The sequence below is a fragment of the Cryobacterium lyxosi genome (assembly GCF_004403345.1).
In the GTDB taxonomy this organism is placed as follows: domain Bacteria; phylum Actinomycetota; class Actinomycetes; order Actinomycetales; family Microbacteriaceae; genus Cryobacterium; species Cryobacterium lyxosi.
The window spans coordinates 1-13,612 of the sequence record NZ_SOGT01000009.1 but is presented as its reverse complement, the minus strand read 5'-3'; the positions used below and the strand labels follow the sequence as shown (position 1 = coordinate 13,612).

The 13,612-nt window shown below is 61.0% G+C and carries 18 protein-coding genes and 2 pseudogenes; 10 read left to right on the top strand and 10 right to left on the bottom strand.

Annotated features, from left to right (window positions below):
* Positions 1-129: 129 nt before the first annotated feature.
* Positions 130-272 (bottom strand): annotated as a pseudogene (locus E3T27_RS07995) (IS30 family transposase); the annotation flags it as partial.
* A 4-nt stretch (positions 273-276) separates the two neighbouring features.
* Between E3T27_RS07995 and E3T27_RS07990 the strand changes: the two are divergent.
* Positions 277-474: pseudogene (locus E3T27_RS07990) on the top strand (IS30 family transposase); the annotation flags it as partial.
* Between the two features lie 525 nt (positions 475-999).
* Here E3T27_RS07990 and E3T27_RS07985 read toward each other — a convergent pair.
* From E3T27_RS07985 to E3T27_RS07970, 4 genes are all read right to left on the bottom strand, one after another.
* A complete protein-coding gene (locus E3T27_RS07985; RefSeq protein WP_134572202.1) occupies positions 1,000-1,545 on the bottom strand; it encodes an RNA polymerase sigma factor in 546 nt (181 codons plus the stop codon).
* Positions 1,542-2,126 (bottom strand): hypothetical protein, encoded by a 585-nt coding sequence (locus E3T27_RS07980; RefSeq protein ID WP_134572201.1) that lies wholly within the window; start codon positions 2,124-2,126, stop codon positions 1,542-1,544. The genes E3T27_RS07985 and E3T27_RS07980 overlap by 4 nt, the downstream gene beginning before the upstream one ends.
* 78 nt (positions 2,127-2,204) lie before the next feature.
* Positions 2,205-2,861 (bottom strand): nitroreductase family protein, encoded by a 657-nt coding sequence (locus tag E3T27_RS07975; RefSeq protein WP_134572200.1) that lies wholly within the window; start codon positions 2,859-2,861, stop codon positions 2,205-2,207.
* 397 nt (positions 2,862-3,258) lie between these two features.
* Entirely contained in the window at positions 3,259-3,636 is a 378-nt protein-coding gene (locus E3T27_RS07970) for a GNAT family N-acetyltransferase (RefSeq protein ID WP_206750159.1), read from the bottom strand.
* Between the two features lie 250 nt (positions 3,637-3,886).
* On the opposite strand from E3T27_RS07970, the gene E3T27_RS07965 reads away from it, so the two are divergent.
* Genes E3T27_RS07965 through E3T27_RS07955 form a run of 3 tightly spaced genes read left to right on the top strand, consistent with a single transcriptional unit; the run spans position 3,887 to position 5,084 of the window.
* The gene (locus E3T27_RS07965; RefSeq protein WP_134572199.1) at positions 3,887-4,105 is read left to right on the top strand and encodes a YdeI/OmpD-associated family protein; all 219 of its coding nucleotides are present in this window, start codon (positions 3,887-3,889) and stop codon (positions 4,103-4,105) included.
* Complete coding sequence (locus E3T27_RS07960; RefSeq protein ID WP_134572198.1) at positions 4,102-4,698, top strand: CGNR zinc finger domain-containing protein; 597 nt, start codon at positions 4,102-4,104, stop codon at positions 4,696-4,698. The genes E3T27_RS07965 and E3T27_RS07960 overlap by 4 nt, the downstream gene beginning before the upstream one ends.
* Complete coding sequence (locus E3T27_RS07955) at positions 4,695-5,084, top strand: RidA family protein (protein ID WP_134572197.1); 390 nt, start codon at positions 4,695-4,697, stop codon at positions 5,082-5,084. Before E3T27_RS07960 ends, E3T27_RS07955 begins: the two co-directional genes overlap by 4 nt.
* A gap of 240 nt (positions 5,085-5,324) precedes the next feature.
* Here E3T27_RS07955 and E3T27_RS07950 read toward each other — a convergent pair whose 3' ends face one another.
* Complete coding sequence (locus E3T27_RS07950; RefSeq protein ID WP_241992177.1) at positions 5,325-5,717, bottom strand: DUF2510 domain-containing protein; 393 nt, start codon at positions 5,715-5,717, stop codon at positions 5,325-5,327.
* Positions 5,718-5,969: 252 nt separating this feature from the next.
* Between E3T27_RS07950 and E3T27_RS07945 the strand changes: the two genes are divergently transcribed.
* The 5 genes from E3T27_RS07945 (at position 5,970) to E3T27_RS07925 (ending at position 9,788) form a co-directional block, all read left to right on the top strand.
* A complete protein-coding gene (locus E3T27_RS07945; RefSeq protein ID WP_134572196.1) occupies positions 5,970-6,953 on the top strand; it encodes an ABC transporter ATP-binding protein in 984 nt (327 codons plus the stop codon).
* Complete coding sequence (locus E3T27_RS07940; RefSeq protein ID WP_134572195.1) at positions 6,946-7,740, top strand: hypothetical protein; 795 nt, start codon at positions 6,946-6,948, stop codon at positions 7,738-7,740. The genes E3T27_RS07945 and E3T27_RS07940 overlap by 8 nt, the downstream gene beginning before the upstream one ends.
* 17 nt (positions 7,741-7,757) lie before the next feature.
* A complete protein-coding gene (locus E3T27_RS07935; RefSeq protein WP_134572194.1) occupies positions 7,758-8,351 on the top strand; it encodes a TetR/AcrR family transcriptional regulator in 594 nt (197 codons plus the stop codon).
* A 265-nt stretch (positions 8,352-8,616) separates the two neighbouring features.
* A complete protein-coding gene (locus tag E3T27_RS07930) occupies positions 8,617-9,126 on the top strand; it encodes a TetR/AcrR family transcriptional regulator (RefSeq protein ID WP_134398967.1) in 510 nt (169 codons plus the stop codon).
* Complete coding sequence (locus E3T27_RS07925; RefSeq protein WP_166786152.1) at positions 9,123-9,788, top strand: GAP family protein; 666 nt, start codon at positions 9,123-9,125, stop codon at positions 9,786-9,788. Before E3T27_RS07930 ends, E3T27_RS07925 begins: the two co-directional genes overlap by 4 nt.
* Positions 9,789-10,052: 264 nt before the next feature.
* Here E3T27_RS07925 and E3T27_RS07920 read toward each other — a convergent pair whose 3' ends face one another.
* The 4 genes from E3T27_RS07920 to E3T27_RS07905 all read right to left on the bottom strand — a co-directional run bounded on the left by E3T27_RS07920 (position 10,053) and on the right by E3T27_RS07905 (position 12,964).
* Positions 10,053-10,823, bottom strand: coding sequence for a hypothetical protein (locus E3T27_RS07920; protein ID WP_134572192.1), 771 nt, complete (start codon positions 10,821-10,823; stop codon positions 10,053-10,055).
* Entirely contained in the window at positions 10,820-11,383 is a 564-nt protein-coding gene (locus E3T27_RS07915) for an RNA polymerase sigma factor (RefSeq protein WP_134572191.1), read from the bottom strand. The genes E3T27_RS07920 and E3T27_RS07915 overlap by 4 nt, the downstream gene beginning before the upstream one ends.
* 261 nt (positions 11,384-11,644) lie before the next feature.
* Positions 11,645-11,953, bottom strand: a complete 309-nt coding sequence (locus E3T27_RS07910; RefSeq protein WP_134572190.1) for a hypothetical protein — start codon at positions 11,951-11,953, stop codon at positions 11,645-11,647.
* A gap of 207 nt (positions 11,954-12,160) precedes the next feature.
* Entirely contained in the window at positions 12,161-12,964 is an 804-nt protein-coding gene (locus tag E3T27_RS07905; RefSeq protein WP_134572189.1) for an aminotransferase class IV, read from the bottom strand.
* Between E3T27_RS07905 and E3T27_RS17340 the strand changes: the two genes are divergently transcribed.
* Positions 12,963-13,427 carry a MerR family transcriptional regulator gene (locus tag E3T27_RS17340; protein WP_198416508.1) on the top strand — a complete coding sequence of 155 codons (465 nt, stop codon included), beginning with the start codon at positions 12,963-12,965 and terminating at the stop codon, positions 13,425-13,427. The two genes, E3T27_RS07905 and E3T27_RS17340, sit on opposite strands and share 2 nt — an antisense overlap.
* The last annotated feature ends 185 nt before the right edge of the window (positions 13,428-13,612 follow it).

Below are 13,612 nucleotides of genomic sequence, written 5' to 3'. Positions count from 1 at the left end.
AGTGTGAGTCTACGGTCCGGCCTACCCGGCCGGGGCATGCGCCGACGACGCGCAACAGAAGAGCGCGCACAGGGGGGATACGGGGAGTCTGCACGCCCCATCACGAACCGTAATCGCGCCGTGGCCACCGGGGAAGTGGACCAGCATCGTGAACCGTGTCTGACGCTCCACCAACGTAGCGATCGCCGACCGGCAGTGTGATCCAAGATCAGATCCCCTTCCTAATGCCCAGGCACGGCGCGGTCCGCCACCTCCGCCGGTCGCTCGCTGATCATGGCTCGCGATGGGCTGTTGGCCGCCATCAAGACTCTCCCCGAGCACTTGGTTAAGACTCTGACGTGGGATCAGGGAACCGAGCTGGCCCAGCACCGGCAGATCACGATGGCCACGACTATGGCTATCTACTTCTGTGATCCGCATTCGCCGTGGCAGCGGGGCAGCAACGAGAACACCAACGGGCTGCTGCGCCAATATTTGAATATTCGCTCTCCTGGGGGCAGGTGTTATTGACCTTCGGGGCCACTGATCGAAGGTGTAGGTAGCATGTTGTGGCGCCACCGGATATTTGTGTTGGAGGCCATCCTTGGTTCCAGGTTCACGCCGACGCGATCGTGGACGGCACCGAGCACAGTACCCTCCGCGCCGAGACCGGCGGCCACAATGTGGGCGAACTCACCGCCGGCCAAGTCGAGATACTGGCCCGTTGCGCGTTCGGATTGAGTCAGGCCGTAATGCTCCCCGGTCGGGGTTTCTGACCCCTAGTTTCGCAACCCGGTCACTCTTCTTTCATGTTGACTCAGCTCGCGCGCGAACAGACGGGTTCTCGTGGCGTCCCGTTGAGGGTTCCCCATCCGGAACGAAGCGCGAGTCGTTGATCGACTATTGAATGTCCCGGTCACCGTCCCCTTTGCGGGCATTGTCGATGGTCTGGTGGTTTCCGGCGCTGCAGTTGCGGCGCACCGCCGTGAATAAGTAGATCGCCCGACAGGCATTCGCGAGCTATCCAACGGATAAACACGGAACGTGTGCAGGGCGTGCTGGCTCGGGCTGTGCCGGTAACAGTAGCGTTCGTAGCTGCGCCTTGGCTTTTGTCATCCTGGATCTGACGGTTGAGGGGTTGATGCCGAGAATTGCTGCTGCCTCGTGTGATTTGAAGCCGTCCCAGTAGATCAGTCGGACTAATTCACTTTCACCGGCGGAAAGTGATGCGATCGCATCTCGGAGCTCAACGCCCTTGTCTTCGGGCTGGGGTGCCGGAGTGGTTCGCAGTTCGTGGGCGAATCTCTGCACCGCGGCCGAGTGGCGTGCGGAGTTGCGTCGGGTGCTTCGCAACACATTGTGAGCGATGCCGAATAGCCACATGCGTGCTTCTGTCGCGTCTGTCGGCATTTTGCGATGGAGTTTCCATGCCGTGATGAGTAGCTCACCATATGCTTCGGCGGCGTCAGCCGGGTTCGATATCCTGCGCAAGAAGTAGCGGAATAGGTCGCCTTCGCTGTCTTCTATAGCAATCTTAAAGCGAGCTTGACAGTCCGCAGTGCTCACAAGTCGCACCCTTCCGAAGCCATGTTGAAGCCGACGAGATTGGGGTCGTAACCTTTTGCCTCCAGGTGCTCCCACGTCAAGTTCGAGGCGACCCGCCACACAGCCATCTGCTTGGCCTGCGCATCGCTCATGGTGATCGGATTTACATCGCCACTCTCATCGTGGGCGTTGAGATACGACTCGCGGTTCTCGGCTTCCATCTGCGCGGTGTCCAACGTTTCAAGATCGAGCGCGCCCACGAACGCTCGTGTTTCACGCGCGATGTCTGAGTTCTCGTCTACGCCATCCAAGAAGCTGACGGTGAATCCTGCGAAGCAGATCTCGGCACCATTGGACACTGAGAAGACATTGTCCGCGACCCAACCCCAGGGCGTTTCCATGCCGCCGGCAGCCACTGCTGCTGACCCTCCACCGAGAAGCAACACCGAAGCTGCGACGCCGGCGGTCCACGCCTGCAAACGACGTGCACGGCGGGGTTTTGCTTCAGCGAGGATCCGCTCACGATGCCCGGCCAAGCCTGTGGGCAGCGGCGGCTGGGGTGCCGTCTCGCGGAGCAAGAGTTCGAGTTCAGTGTTGTCCATGGTGCGCCTTCCGATAAGTACATTCACTCAGTACATGACCGCTGGCACCCGTTTTGTCCACGTGTCCTCAAGAATAGGTCAGGAGACAGTAACGCCAGTCATAGATACCGCGAGGTCTTTTCCAGGACTCGGAACCGCTTTGCGGGCTGAGGATCCGAGCCCTTGGGCTTTGGACTGCTTTAGCCGAAGAACGCCCGTAAGGGGTTCCGCTTGCGGGCGGTGGAGGGAAAGTAATTCTGCGCCGGGTAGACGTCCAGAAGCAATCGCGCGCACTCCCGTCATTGGAGTTCCCGGATAACCGATCGAAATGGCGTGGTGCGGTAGCCATCCAGTTTCTACCTGAAGCAAGTGAGCTGCCTGCTCCACGTTGTCCGCCGGATAAATTGTCGCTAAGCAACTTCCGAGCCCCAAGGCAGTCGCGGCCAGAATGACCGTCTGGCTGACCTTTCCGAGATCGAATTGGGTGTCCTGGAAGCCGTTGTCGGCGGAGAGAAGGACGAGGGCGCACGGCGCGGACGCGATGTGTTGCGCGTAGGCCCCGAGTGCACTGAGCCTTTCAAGGTGTGCTTTGTCACGCACTGCGATGAAACGCCACGGCTGCCGGTTGCGAGCCGAACCAGTCCACCGCGCAGTGTCAACAATCTGCTCCAGCAGCTCGGTGGACACCGCGCGATCGGTAAACGACCGAACGGCCGATCGTGCGGTGAGGGTTCGAATCAATTCCAGTGCTTCCATCTACTCAGCTTCCCATTCCGGCAGGATGAACGCTGCGCACCACTAGGCGATGGTAATCGTCAATAGGTCCTGCGCTCAGAGTGCCCGCTCAGGGTTGGCGATACGGGCACGGCTCCCGAAGGATTCGGTTTTCAACTAAAAGTCACTACGCGCGACGCCTTACATCGAACGAAGCTAGGCGGGTGCGTCGACTCTGCAACGCACTATCGACTTCGGGGTCCTCCTAGTCGACGAACGCAGCCCATCGAACGTTCGTGATGGCATAGTCGACCATGCCTTGATCGGAGCCGGGAATCGGGCCAGCAATCCCCTCACGCCGAGTGCCTGAATACGTCAGGCCCAAGCGACTCATCACCGCACGAGATCCTGCGTTGACCGCCATCGTTTCGGCGAAAATTTAGGTTAGCCCCATGTCGTCGAAGCCGTACGCGAGCAATGCTGCGGCGCCTTCAGAAGCCAATCCTTGAAGCCAGAATTCCGGCAGCAGCCGATACCCCAGTTCTGCTTGTCCTCGCTCATCATCGTCTTCCGATGTGAGGAGCCACCAGCCGACGAAGTCTGCTCCAGTAAAACCCGCCCAGAAACCGAGACCGTTTCGCGCTTCGTCGATGCGTTCTTGATGGTGTTTCTCGACTTCCAAACGTTCCCGCGGTTGGCCAGCACCGAGGTAACGCATGACGTCGGGATGTGCGTCCAGGGCGACCTCGTATTCGAGGTGTTCCTCTCCCAGCGGAATGAGAGTCAACCGTTTGGTCTGAAGAGTGCGTTGGATCATCTCCTGACTATTGCAGCCAGGCATGTCCATGGCCAATCCGAACTGGGCTGGGGCGGCCAACATAAACGCCCGCGATGGCCACCAACTGCCCGCTCATAGTCGACAGGAAACGTCCCGTAGGGGGTTCCCGTTACGGGCATATCGGGCACGCTGGAAACGAACGAGCGTTTTCACGAAGGGGCCGAGCCTTCTTGATCTAACTGGTATAAACGGTTAGTTTTGTTTTATGTCCGAGCGTTCCAGATATCCCATGCCTGCTGACGTGGCCACTGCCCTGACCGACTCCGGCGTGCAAGGCGCATACGATGAACGCCCGGCGTACCAACGCAATGACTACATCGGCTGGATCGAGCGGGCCAAGATATTAGACACTCGCTCGCGGCGCATCGGACAGATGCTCGATGAGCTAGCTGTCGGCGGCGTTTACATGGGAATGCAGCACGCACCCTCTCACAAGAACGGCTCATGACCAGCCGGTCGGATACCGGCGTCTGGCTGACGCCTTCCGACGGCCGGCGATGGCGCTTCTATCCCGGCGCACTGAGTCTCGCCTTCGGGTGCACGGGCGACTTCGGATACAACGTCGACGCGTGGGAGACGCTGCGGAAGCCCACCGACCTTGATCTTTGGCTGTCCGAACGTTTCGGTCCCGTCCTGCACCCGAGCGACGACGCCGACTTTGGTGGAGCGAAGCAGCTCCGAGCAGCGATCACGTCTACCGCACGGCGCGCGGCCTCCGGCCAGCTACTGGACCCCGCCGACATCGACACCATCAACCTCTGGGTAAGTCGGCCATCGGTGCCCCCGTATCTTCCCGGCGGAACATACGGACCTGTGCCGCCGACGCCTTCCCAGATGCTTGCAACGATCGCACATGACGCCATCCAAACCTTCGCTACAACCGCCGGCATGGTCCGTGAATGCGCGGCCGAGGACTGCCACCTGATCTTCCTCGACACCTCCCGTCCCCAGAGCCGCCGCTGGTGCTCCATGAGCCGTTGCGGCGGTCGAGCAAAAGCAAGGGCCCACTACGCCCGCCACCTGACAGGAGAACGCTCATGACACGACAGACCACCCACGTCGACCCCGCCGAACTGCACCACAACCCCGCCTTCACCCAAGGTGTCATCGCCCCCGCAGGCCCGATGCTCTACGTCGGTGGGCAAAACGGCACCGACAGCCACGGAGAACTAGCCGAAGGGATCGAAGCTCAGACGACTCAAGCGATGAGCAACGTCCTGGCCGTACTCGCAGCCGCAGGGACCGGACCCGAGCATGTCGTCAAGCTCACGATATACCTCACCAGTGGCATTGATCCGCGAGCCGCATTCGGGGCCTCACAATCAGTCTGGGGCAACCATCGGACCGCAATCTCCGTCCTCATCGTCGCCGACCTTGCTGTCCCAGGGGCATTAGTGGAGGTGGACGCCATCGCACTCATTCCATAAGTCGTCGATTCCCCCTAAACGATCGTGCAGAGGCTTGCCTCATTCGCTGGTCGGGACGTGTATCACCCATCTGATCGGTCATATCAAGAGCGGACTGCCATCTGCCCGTTGAGGGTTCCGCTTACGGGCAACATGCTCCGCGAAGCGACTTGAGCTGAATCACGTTTAAACGCGCCCGCTGGAGGTCCGGCTTGCGGGCGGTCGGTGAGTGCCTGAGGCCGGATCGGGTGCCGATAGACGTCAGCTGATCCCCAGTCGCTCGAAGACCAGCGTGGTCTGGATGCGGTCGCCGCCCCCGAGGTCCTTACTGCCTGAGGCTAAGGTCGTGATGGTGTGCAGTCGATAGCCGAGGGCGGCTTGCGCGTTGATAGACCTTTCTAGCTCGGTGAGGTTGCCAGATCCGGTACCGAATAGCTTCTCCTTCAGCACCACCTGCAATACGACGTAGCTCTGCCCTTTTTGCGCCGGCCGTGGTCGACCTCCCGCGACGGACTCCGACTTGATGTGGTCGATCAGCGCGGCGGGACTGTTCACCGGCGCCTCCTCTTGCCACACATCCATCCACTGCTCGCCGTCCCACCGTCGCTGGCGACCCGAACCGTCGTCGTACCAACCTGCTGCTGCGTTCGCCACTGTTGCCTCGTTTCAGTCGGTCAGGTCGCGACGCGCCTGGACGTGCGCTAAAACGTATCAGCCGGTATCGCTGGCGGCACCGATTGCCTCAGGCGTCGAGACCTAACCCACCCGCACCGGCTGCTGCAGCACGGCCTGTTCTGCCGAGTAGGTGAAAGTCTCGATCTTGTCGCCCAGCAGCGCGGAGTCGCAGCCGGAGCGGATGTCGCGGATCTCCTTGCCCTATGCGATTGTGCGGTCTAATGTGAGTGAGTGCTCACGTCAAATATCGAAGCGGACACATCCGCGGCATCCATCACCACCGACGGCCTACTCCGCCAATTCGGCAGTCTCACGGCGCTTGACCGCGTTAGTGTGGCTCTTCCCCGGGGCGGCGTGGTTGGCCTCCTTGGCCCCAACGGGTCCGGCAAGTCGACTCTGATTCGCATCCTGCTCGGGCTCATTCCACCGACATCGGGCCGGGCCACCGTACTCGGCCACTCGACCACGAACCCCGCCCGCTACGCACACGACGTCGGAGCGCTCATCGAGGCACCGTCATTTGTTCCGGGGCTCTCGGCTCGAAAGAATCTCCTGTCGCTGGCTCGCCTGCGAGGATTGCCCTCGACCCGGGTCGCCGAGGTCATTCGCATCGTAGGTCTCGAGGGTCGGGAGAACGAATCCGTTCGCCGTTTCTCGCTCGGGATGAAGCAGCGGCTCGGCATCGCGGCGGCGCTGCTGCCTGACCCGGCACTTCTGATCCTCGACGAGCCGACCAACGGCCTTGACCCGGCCGGGATCGTGGAGATTCGGCAGCTGCTCAAAACTCTGGCCGCCGAGGGGCGCACCGTGGTTGTCTCATCGCACTTGCTCGCCGAGATCCAGGCGGCATGCGACTATCTCGTCATCATCCGTTTCGGGGAGCTGATGTTCTCGGGACCGATTGGCGAGTTGCTCGATAAGGCCGGCGCGCGCATCGAAGTCGCCCCGGAGAACCCCGCTGATGTCGACCGGCTGCGCACCGCTCTCGAGGCCGCTGGGTGGTCGCTTGAAGAGGACTCGCTAGTCGTACGCGGCCCCGCCACCGCCGCGGCAGCGCTCAATCGCGCTGCCCACGAGGCAGGCATCACGCTCAGCCGGCTGACCCCGATCGACGAATCCCTTGAGGACGTGTTCCTCGAGTTGACGGCGGCGCCGACCCCCAACTCAACGGCCGCTCCGCAGGGTGCCCGGAAGAAAGTTGCCACCGATGCGTGAATTGCGAAGCGAACTCACCCGCCTCAACCGGCGGGGAATCTGGCTGGGTTGGTTGGGCCTCATGGCAGTCTTCGCTGTCCTGATCAACACAGTGATTTACACGATCGCAGCGAACGGAACGGTTCCTCCTGGCGGAGGTCCGGGAGTCTCGTTCCCAAGCGTGGTAACTCTGGAAAGCTCATCGGGACTCGTCGCGGGAGTCTCCTCCGCGGCAAGCATGTTCGGAGTGATCACACTTTCGTTCTGGGCGATCGCAACAGCCTCGGACTACAGCACGGGCCTCATTCGTCTGCTGGCCGCCGCCCAGCCACACCGCTGGAGGCTACTGCTCGGGAAAATAGGAGCACTGCTCATCTGGACGGCCCTGGCAACAACGCTGGCGGTCGCCGTCAACCTGGCGGCAGCGCTGCCCTCGGCGGAAGCCGCGGGAATTTCTACCGAGCTCTGGATGGATGACGTTGTCGGCAACGTTGCGCGCGCCTGGATGAATTCATTCAGCGCCAGTGTGGTCTGGGGAGTCATCGGACTCGTGCTCGCCCTTCTGAGCCGGTCCTCGGCGATCGCCATCTCGGTGGGGGTCGGGTGGGTTCTCCTCATCGAGACGATCATCAAGACCGCGTCGAGCGACGCGGGCAAATGGCTGCCCGGAACGACTCTCACCGCGCTGGCTCAGGGTGGAACCGATGACCTGTCTTTTGCGGGCGCCGTTCTGATCGGCTGCATCTACGCGGCGGTCGGCCTCACCATCGGGCTCGTGATCTTCATTCGCAGACCGATAACCGAATAGTCCGATTGGATAGACCTATGAACGCCCGCGGAGACACCACCCGAAAACGCCTTATCGACGCGACCACGGCTCTGGTTCGCGAGGTCGGCTACGCCAACGTCCGGACTCGCTCGATAGCGGTTGCGGCGGGTGTCGCCGAGGGCACCCTCTATCGGCACTTCGCCGACAAACGGTCGCTCTTCTACGCCGCGGTGCTGGATCGAAACGCACCCATCGTCGCCGCAACGGCGACCCTGCCTTCCCTGGCCGGACAGGGCACAGTGCTCGGCAACCTACTTGACACCATCCGACAACTAGCCCTGCTTCAGCAGGACCTGTTGCCGCTGGAGCAGGCGATGATCGCCGACCCGACCCTCGCCCCGCCCCTCGGAGAAGGGCCACAGATGCCATTGGAGGGCCCGCCACACGATATCACCCAGTATCTCGCCGAGGAGCAGACCCTGGGCCGGGTTCGCGCCGATTGTGACCCAACACTCGCCGCGATCACGCTGCTGGCGATGTTGTTCGGGCTGGCCGTTCATCCAGTGTTGGGCAAGGATCTCGCGGAATCGGAGCTCCTGAGCGCTTCCGTTAGTTACTTCGTAGACGGAGTCGGCGCCTCGGCCACATAACCCAAACTCACCGGGTTGGCGTCGACATGTACTGAACTCTGCAACTTCCAGCTTGGGGCCTGCAACAGCCGTGGACCCTGTTCAACATTGCCTTTACCGTTCGCGGCGAACGTTCCTGAGTCACACAGCAGCGGGAAGTTCAGCACGTGGTCGGGGCGGCCTCAGATCCGGCGCGCTGAGCGTCCCCCTTGCGGTTCAGACCAAAACTCTCCAATTCTACTCATCAGTCCGACCGGTCGGTCGGTTTCCGTGCTATCGTCACCTCATGAGCAACAGGGAACACATTCTGCAGACCGCTCGACGATTCGCGATCGAGACCGGGTCGGTGCCGTCGATGGATGCCATCGCTCATCAGGCAGGGGTGTCGAAGGGGGGACTGATGCACCACTTCAAGTCACGCGCTGCCCTGGTGGAGGGTATTGCGGTGCAGGCAATTCAGGATATGGATCAGGAACTGACCGCGGCCGCCGGGCGTGGCAACGTGATCGAGACCTGGTTGCGGCTCTCATCATCCCGTGAAGAGGCCGCTCTCTATCGGGCGATGTTGATCCTGCTCACTGATCGCCCTTCGATGACCGACACGCTTATGCAGCAAGCCGCGGCGGCAACCGAACGGTGGGAACAACTCTTCGCCATTGAAACAGGGGACCCGACCGCAGCCTCGGTTATCCGTCTCCTGGGTGATGGAATGCTGCTCAACAGCATCACGGACGACTACTCTGCACCCAGCGTTGATGCGATCTTGCAGTGGCTGGATCGCAGGTCCACCAGGTGATTAATGGTGGCCTCCTCGTCGGCATCGCCAGCCTCGCCCTAGCTGATTCGCTCAACCCAGCGACTATCGCCGTCATCACCCTGATCCTGCTGACCGTCAGCCACAGGCCTGTCGGTTCAGCAATAACGTTCGTCCTAGGCGCGATGAGCACGGTCTTCACCCTCGGCATGGTCATCTTCCTCGGCGCCAATGCCGCCGCCGACGCCGTAGGCGAAGGGCTCATCTGGCTTCGCCGCGGAGTGTTCCTCATCGCCGCCATCGCTCTCGCCGTCGCCGGGCTCCGCCGCTTCAAGGGCCGGGAAAGGAAAGGCATCGACCTGCCGTCCTGGTTCGGGGTGTGGACAGCATTCCCGCTCGGCATCCTCGTTACTGGAGCTGACCTGCCGAACGCGTTCCCCTACTTCATCGCCATCGAACGGATGGTCGCCGCGGACATCGACATTCCCGTAGGCCTGTTCGTACTCGCCGGCTACGCCCTCGTGTACTGCATCCCATGCCTTATTCTGCTCGCCCTCGGCTTGGCACACGGCGACAAAGTTAGGTCACGCCTACGAAAAGTGTTAGATCGGTTCTCGACGGGAACCATCAAACGCTCTATCCCAGCAGCGATCGCCCTGTTCGTCCTCGCCACCGCAGTCATCACTATCGTTCTCTGGCCCTGAGCACCCTGCGCGAGACGAGAACGGTGTGGATCCCCCACCGCGCATCACTGAGCGAAGTTGAGCAGCTTGGACGGGGTGCAGTTTAAACCGGATTGTGGTGGTGAATTCGCCGAGCAGTGTTTCACCGCTGTAGTTGTACAATTATTCACCTCACCGAACCTCATTCTTCCCGACATTGTCTTGACTGCCCGGTCAGGGTTCGGCCTGCGGGCCCAGTTCTGTGACTGGAGTAGCCATCGATGGCTAGCCGACCCTTTCCTCATTTCAGTATTGGATTGTGAACTCTCCAATGCGAGTTTCGCCATCGTTTTGATAGACGGGGACCGAAACAGTTTTTCCCGCCATTGAGTCTTGCCACGCGAGTGCTTGCTCCGGGGACGTGAAAGTCGTTGCTTGATCGTTTCCGTCTGCTTGGGCAAGTTCCCCAGCATGCACAAAGCCGTCATTTCCATTAGTCGCGATGACTGCAATCAAGTCCGGCTCACCGCCTTCGTTCAGCGCGCCATACGTCTCGCCGTTGTCGTTAACGGCCCACTCTGTGGTCCGCTCGCTGACGTACGTCGCGGCAATAGTCCAGCTGGATTCTGGTGGGGTCGTGATGGTGATGGACTGCTGTCCCGGCGAGAGAGTCAGCGTGTAGCTGCCACCGCCGGTGGCTTGACCGACATCGTCCATGGTGCAGCCGATGCTCGCGCCGTCCTCAAAGGTGAACGTTCCCGGACTCAGACAGGTCAGGGAAACGAAAACACCTGTTGCCCCGTCAGGCACAGCGCCCAGCTGGAGAGTGTCTGTTCCCGTCGCCGTTTTCACCACGGATGCACCAAATTCGGTGACCTCCTGTGCGCCGGGCATGGTCAACAGGCCTGCGGCAGCAGCAGCACCGCCGATCAGGATGCTCGCTCCGGCAAAGATGCCCGCTCCGAGACGGAGGTGTCTGCGCCAGAAAGGGACGGTCGACGATGGTGCGGAAACGCGCGCGTCCAGCTCGTTGCGAACTGCAGCCGAAAATACCGGGTCAAAATCGATCTGCGTCATGTGCGTGCCTCCGTCAGTTGCTCTCGAATTTTTCCTTTGGCCCGATGCAGACGGGTGCGGGCTGCCCCGTCGGAGAGTCCCAGAAGAGTTGCAGCCTCGGTGACCGCATAGTCCTCCAGGACGACCAAGACGACCAAGGAAGCATCCGCGGGCTTGAGCATCTTCATCGCGGCTTTCATGTACCCGACCGACTCGCCTTCCTCGATGTGGGCGACAGCAATCTGCTCGGCGTCAGCTGTGGCGTCCGCTCGCGGCAGCGAATCAAAAAGTGCGCGGTACCGTCGAGTTCCGCGGCTGACATTGCGCGCGATGTTGTCGGCCGTTACCAATAGCCAGGGAAGGACCGAATCGCTGACGAGGATGACGCTGGCGCGGCGGCGCCACAACTCAAAGAATGACGCCGACGTGACTTCTTCAGCATCATGGGCGTTGTCGACCAGACGTAGAACGTGGCGAAACACCCGATCACGATGTCGGTCGAACAGTGACGTGAACGCACGGCCATCATTGGCGCACGCACGCGTCCAGACCTCGACTTCGCTCACCACACCAGTATCCATACCCTGTAATGTCCGCCCATCTTCAAAACGTTACAGTTGGCCACGGCCGACAGCTCTTTGCATCGGAGCCGCATGGCTGCAATCCGAAAATCGCACATCCACGCGGCCCACGGTCATTCAATTGAACTCAATCTTTCGATTCCCGTAAGGGGTTCCCCTATCGGGAAGGGGAAGGGAAATGGGAATGAGACGGGGGTGAGGATGGCACGTTCAAGCGCTCCGTTGCGGTGACGATGTCAAGTGACCCGCCATTGGATTGGATCAGCGCTCTGAGCTGTCCGCAGCTTCCAGATATCTCACTAGGAGAACAGTGAGGGAGGACTCCCCGTCTCGTACCTCCGTCACAAGCTCGGCGTCCAACTGCATCGCATCTGCGACGGCCCGATGAGAGAGTTTTTCATCCAAATTCCGCAGCAGGTCATCGAGCTCGTAACCAAGCGCCTCGGCGCTCCGCAGCGCCGCCTGCAGCGCCCGCGAAACACGGACGATTTCTGGAATGCTCATTGCATCCGGGGCGATGACGGGGGGCCGATCGGACGACGCCGAGAAAGTGATATGTGCTTCTGGCATGCTCCGACTGTACGACAGCCCTCCAGATTGCGGAGCACCACCGCGGCTCCGTCACTGATCAGGCTGGCTCTGGGCCCAGCCTTGGCGTCTCTGTCCGGATTCCCACAGGGGGTTCGGCTACCGGCACGGCCCAGGAGCCGTTGGTGGTTTAAGCCCACGTCGAGGAGCACGTCTTAAAGTGACTCTGGTTACGAAAATGGTTACTACTTAGACGCTTACGAGATGCTCGTGCTGGTAAGCAGAGTGGAGAAGTCCTGTGAAGTCGGCATCGGCTATCAGTCGATGATCACCAATTCGGGCGATGGCGATGCCAGGGGTCCACGAATTCACCACGACGCCCGCCAGCTGACCAAGTGATTCGTTTCGACGAATGGGTTGGGTTTTCTGGTCCACGCCGAGTGCGCTGAGTTGGCGCTGGAGAATTTGCATAGTTACGCCGGTAAGGATGTTGGCTTCCGGCCAAATCACTGAGCTTCCATCCCAAAAAGCCAGGTTCCAAATGGTCGCTTCGCTCAGTCGTCCTTCAAAATCTTCAAAGGCAGCATCGTCAAATCCCCGAGTGACGGCCTGACGAAGAAGCAGCGTCTTGGCCACTTCGCCGACGTGCTTCACATGAGGCAGGTCGCGCTGGTGGGCAACAACGTCCAAGGCCAACGGCCCCAGGGGAACCGTGGCAGCGTCTGTGATTCTCGTCACAACATCCAGCTGTATTTCAGCGCGAGGAGCCACGAACTCTCCTGGGGACGACGTGATGAAAAACGCCAACGATGCGTCCTCGGGTGCTGCGTTGAGTGCCACACGGAGATAGTCCACAATTTGGGCATCCGGAAGGTGCCCGCCAAACATCGTGTCGCTGGCATCTCGGAGCCGCTGCAGATGCAGGTCCAGACCGCGTATGGATCGATCGTGAATCTGCATTGCCGTGAAGTGAGCAAAGCCCGCAAATGCCAGTGGAGCCAAGTCGTCAGACGAGGCGGCTGTACCGTTGAAGAGTGTCAGTGAGTGCGTCATGAGTGAAGGGTATGAGGTGACATTAGTGTCAGAGGCAAAACCCACTCCGCACGAAATGCTACGCATCGGCGAGTTGTCGGCGCTCACAGGAGTCGGGCCGCGGCTTCTTCGGTACTACCAAAGCAGAGGCCTCCTGTCCGCCGACCGGTCCACGTCGGGCCAGCGGCTTTTCGACCCCGCGGTGGTGGACAGAGTGCGAGCGATCCGTTCCCTCCTAGACGTTGGGCTGCCAACCCGCACGATTCTGGAACTCATCGACTGCGTCTCCGAGTCCGGGCGCCTCGAGCCGTGCGCGACACCCGTCCTAGTGGAGCACCTCAAGGCATATGACGCGCGTATTGCAGACCTCGTGAGCACTCGCGAAGGCCTCGAAGCCCTCATTAACTCGGGTCCAAATGCCCACCACCCTGCCAGAGTCAAGAGTGAACCCCAAGGCGAGCTCCTTCCGGATCTGCTCCGATGATCTCGTCACCTCGCTGGGAAGTCCCGGCGATGCACTAGAGCCCGGCGAAGACTGCTGCCTCCACCGTCCCGTATGGGGTTCGTGATGGGGCGTGCAGACTCCCCGTATCCCCCCTGTGCGCGCTCTTCTGTTGCGCGTCGTCGGCGCATGCCCCGGCCGGGTAGGCCGGACCGTAGACTCACACT

Excerpts from the sequence above, each read along its gene's own strand:
- E3T27_RS07980 (WP_134572201.1), bottom strand. The coding sequence starts at position 2,126 with ATGGACAACACTGAACTCGAACTCTTGCTCCGCGAGACGGCACCCCAG.
- E3T27_RS07975 (WP_134572200.1), bottom strand. The coding sequence starts at position 2,861 with ATGGAAGCACTGGAATTGATTCGAACCCTCACCGCACGATCGGCCGTT.
- E3T27_RS07970 (WP_206750159.1), bottom strand. The coding sequence starts at position 3,636 with ATGATCCAACGCACTCTTCAGACCAAACGGTTGACTCTCATTCCGCTG.
- E3T27_RS07965 (WP_134572199.1), top strand. The coding sequence starts at position 3,887 with ATGCCTGCTGACGTGGCCACTGCCCTGACCGACTCCGGCGTGCAAGGC.
- E3T27_RS07960 (WP_134572198.1), top strand. The coding sequence starts at position 4,102 with ATGACCAGCCGGTCGGATACCGGCGTCTGGCTGACGCCTTCCGACGGC.
- E3T27_RS07955 (WP_134572197.1), top strand. The coding sequence starts at position 4,695 with ATGACACGACAGACCACCCACGTCGACCCCGCCGAACTGCACCACAAC.
- E3T27_RS07940 (WP_134572195.1), top strand. The coding sequence starts at position 6,946 with ATGCGTGAATTGCGAAGCGAACTCACCCGCCTCAACCGGCGGGGAATC.
- E3T27_RS07935 (WP_134572194.1), top strand. The coding sequence starts at position 7,758 with ATGAACGCCCGCGGAGACACCACCCGAAAACGCCTTATCGACGCGACC.
- E3T27_RS07930 (WP_134398967.1), top strand. The coding sequence starts at position 8,617 with ATGAGCAACAGGGAACACATTCTGCAGACCGCTCGACGATTCGCGATC.
- E3T27_RS07920 (WP_134572192.1), bottom strand. The coding sequence starts at position 10,823 with ATGACGCAGATCGATTTTGACCCGGTATTTTCGGCTGCAGTTCGCAAC.
- E3T27_RS07915 (WP_134572191.1), bottom strand. The coding sequence starts at position 11,383 with ATGGATACTGGTGTGGTGAGCGAAGTCGAGGTCTGGACGCGTGCGTGC.
- E3T27_RS07910 (WP_134572190.1), bottom strand. The coding sequence starts at position 11,953 with ATGCCAGAAGCACATATCACTTTCTCGGCGTCGTCCGATCGGCCCCCC.
- E3T27_RS17340 (WP_198416508.1), top strand. The coding sequence starts at position 12,963 with ATGAGTGAAGGGTATGAGGTGACATTAGTGTCAGAGGCAAAACCCACT.
- E3T27_RS07905 (WP_134572189.1), bottom strand. The coding sequence starts at position 12,964 with ATGACGCACTCACTGACACTCTTCAACGGTACAGCCGCCTCGTCTGAC.